2 protein-coding genes are annotated in these 3,040 nt (G+C 74.7%); both read left to right on the forward strand.

The features are described 5' to 3' along the window. On the forward strand, positions 1-593 hold a 593-nt coding region (locus CCN56_RS25910; protein WP_143664624.1), incomplete at its 5' end, for an MFS transporter. Positions 594-625: 32 nt separating this feature from the next. Then, a partial coding sequence (locus tag CCN56_RS25915; protein ID WP_086830391.1) for a DUF4132 domain-containing protein occupies positions 626-3,040 on the forward strand: 2,415 nt, incomplete at its 3' end.

Below are 3,040 nucleotides of genomic sequence, written 5' to 3' on the forward strand. Positions count from 1 at the left end.
CGCTCCGCGCCGACCTCGCCGAGGGCTGGCAGGAGGTCCGCTCCCGGGACTGGTACTGGACCAGCCTCATCGGCCACAGCGCCTGGAACGGCGCCGCCGCCGTCCTGATGACCCTCGGCCCCGCGATCGCCGTGCACCGGCTCGGCGGCGACACCACCTGGGTCGTCCTGCTCCAGGTCGGCGCCGTCGGCTTCCTCCTCGGGGCGCTGCTCGCCGACCGGGCCCGCCCCCGGCGCCCGATCCTCACCGCGAACCTCGGCCTCGCCACGTACGCGCTGCCGCTGGTGCTGCTCGCCCTCTCCGCGCCCGCGTGGCTGACGATCGCGGCGTACGGACTGGCACAGGCGGGCCTCGGGTTCCTCTCTCCCGTCTGGGAGACCGCCGTCCAGCGCGCGGTGCCCGCCCACGCGCTCGCCCGCGTCAGCTCGTACGACTGGCTGCTGTCGCTGGCCGCGATGCCCCTCGGGTACGCCCTGGCACCGCTCGCCGCCTCGACGTGGGGCCCCGAAGTCCCGCTGCTGGCCGCCGCGGTGGTGGTGGGCGGGTGCTGCGCGGGGACGGCGCTGGTGCCGGGGGTGAGGCGGTTCCGGTAGGGCTGTCAGTGGGGTCCTCTACCGTCGGGAGCATGGTGGGGATCACGGGCCTGGAGAGCAGGCTGGACGAGGCACTGACGCGCGAGCTCACGGAAGGACCGGGAGCGGTCGGCGAGTTGCTCGCCTCCCTGGACGCCTCTGGGCGCAGGGAGTGCGCGCTCGCGCTGCACCTGCGGGCCTGCCGCGGTGACGCGCGTCGGGTGGCTCCGGTCCTCGCCGCCCTGGCGGAGCAGGAGTTGGGATGGACCCCGGAGGAGTCGGACCTGCTGCTCGCGCGGCTCCTGGGGAAGGACGCGGAGGTCGCCCCGCATGAAATCCACGGCGCGTTCTGGAGCTTGGTCCCGATCGCCCTCGCGGCGGCCGCGCAGGCCGAGGACTTCGACCGGCCCCGGGTCCGCGCGCTGCAGCGGATCATCGAGTCGCACTACGTCTATCGGAGTGATCAGTACGTGGGGATACGGGGCCTGATCGACGTCCTGCTGAGCCGGGAGGTGCCGGTGGTGCCCGGCCGGCTGCCCCGCCACGTCCTCGACGACCTCGACGAGTACGGCCCGGCCATGCGCGCGGCGCACGGGGAGCTGCTCATGGGGGCGGGCGTGGCGGCCTTCCTCGGGCACTGCGCCCTCCTGGACAAGCCCAGGGCGACGCGGGCCTGGCGCCGGACGGCGGCGGCCCTGCTCGGGGAGGCCGAACACGGGGCGGAGGTGGTGCGGCAGCTGCTGGAGGGGATCGCCGCACAGCCCGAGCACCGGGTGGCGGACCACAATCCGTGGCGCCAGGTCGACTGGAGCCTCGCGGGCGACTCCAACACCTGCCTCGTCCGGGGTCTGCTGTGGGCGGCGCTCGACATCGACGCCGACTGGGCCGTACCGCTCGTCGGGGCCGTCGCGGTGAACGCGGGGACGGGGCTCGGGGGTTCCGGCGGCTTCTGCCGCAGTCAGACGCTGGCCACGACGGCCGTCGCCGTGCTCGGGGAGTGCGGGGGCGCCCGGGGCGAGGAGGCCGTGCAGTGGCTCGGGCGGCTGCCGAAGAAGGTCAAGAACCGCACGGTCAACAAGGGCATCGCCAAGGCCCTGGAGGCGGTCGCCGCGCGTGCCGGGCTCACCCCGTCGATGCTCCGGGAGCGCGGGGTCGCGACGCTCGGGCTCGACGGGCGCGGGGTCCGGGAGGTCCCGCTCGGGGCGTACACGGCGGAGCTGTCGGTACGGGAGCCGGGCACGGTCGCGCTGTCCTTCAGGAGCCCGGAGGGGAGGCTCCTGAAGACGGCGCCGAAGGAGGTCCGGGAGGCGCACGCCGAGGAGTTGAAGCAGGTACGGGCCGGGCTCAAGGAGCTGAAGGCGCTCGTCGCCGCCGAGCGGTCCCGCCTTGAGGAGCACCTCGCGGCGGGGACGGTCTGGCCGGCGGAGGACTGGCAGCGGTATTACGCCGACCATCCTGTGACGGGTGCGGTGGCCCGGGCGCTGCTCTGGGAGGTCGCCGGGGACGGCGACTGGACGGCCGGCGTTCCGGAGCGCACCGGCGGCGGCTGGGCCCTCGCGGGACACGACGGCACGGCGCGTCCGGTCGGTCCGGACGCCCGGCTGCGGCTGTGGCATCCGCTGCGGGCCGGGGGCGAGGAGGTCGCCGCGTGGCGGGCGGCGGTGGCGGAGTGGGAGGAGCGCCAGCCGTTCAAGCAGGTCTTCCGCGAGGTGTACCCGCTGACTCCGGCGGAGCTCGCGACCGGCTCGTACTCCAACCGCTTCGCGGGGCACGTCCTGCGGTACGGGCAGGCGCGGGCGCTGATGGCCGAGCGCGGCTGGACGGGGAACCACCTGGGGTACTTCTCGGACGGCTGGTCATCGGAGCTGGTGAAGGAGCTGCCCGCGCCGGGCGAGCTGCCGGCCGGCGGGGGAACGCGGTGGCGGGCCCGGTTCTTCGTGGAGCTGGCCGACGAGGGGGCGAGCGCGGACGGGATGGCCCGGCTCTGCTCCACGGATCAGGTGCGGTTCGAGAGGAGAGCGGGGGCCCAGAAGGTCTGGGAGGCGGCCGCCCTCGCCGACGTACCGGCGCTCGTGCTGTCGGAGGCGCTGCGGGACGTCGACCTGTTCGTGGGGGTGGCGTCGATCGGGGCGGACCCGCAGTGGCGGGACCGCGGGGAGAACCGGGCCTACGACGGGTATTGGGAGAGCTGGTCGTTCGGCGAACTGACGGAGTCGGCGCTGATCCGGCGGGAGACGCTGGCCCGGCTGCTGCCCCGGACGCGGATCGCGGACCGGGTGGAGCTGACGGACCGCTTCCTGCGGGTGCGGGGCGAGCTGCGCGCGTACCGGATCCATCTGGGCTCGGGGAACGTGCTGATGGAGCCGGACGACTCGTACCTGTGCATCGTGACCGACCGCGCGCGGGACCGGGGGAAGGTGTTCCTGCCGTTCGAGGAGGACGGCGGGCTGCTGTCGGTGATCCTGTCG

It is taken from the genome of Streptomyces sp. NRRL B-24572 (assembly GCF_002156145.1).
Classification (GTDB): domain Bacteria; phylum Actinomycetota; class Actinomycetes; order Streptomycetales; family Streptomycetaceae; genus Streptomyces; species Streptomyces vietnamensis.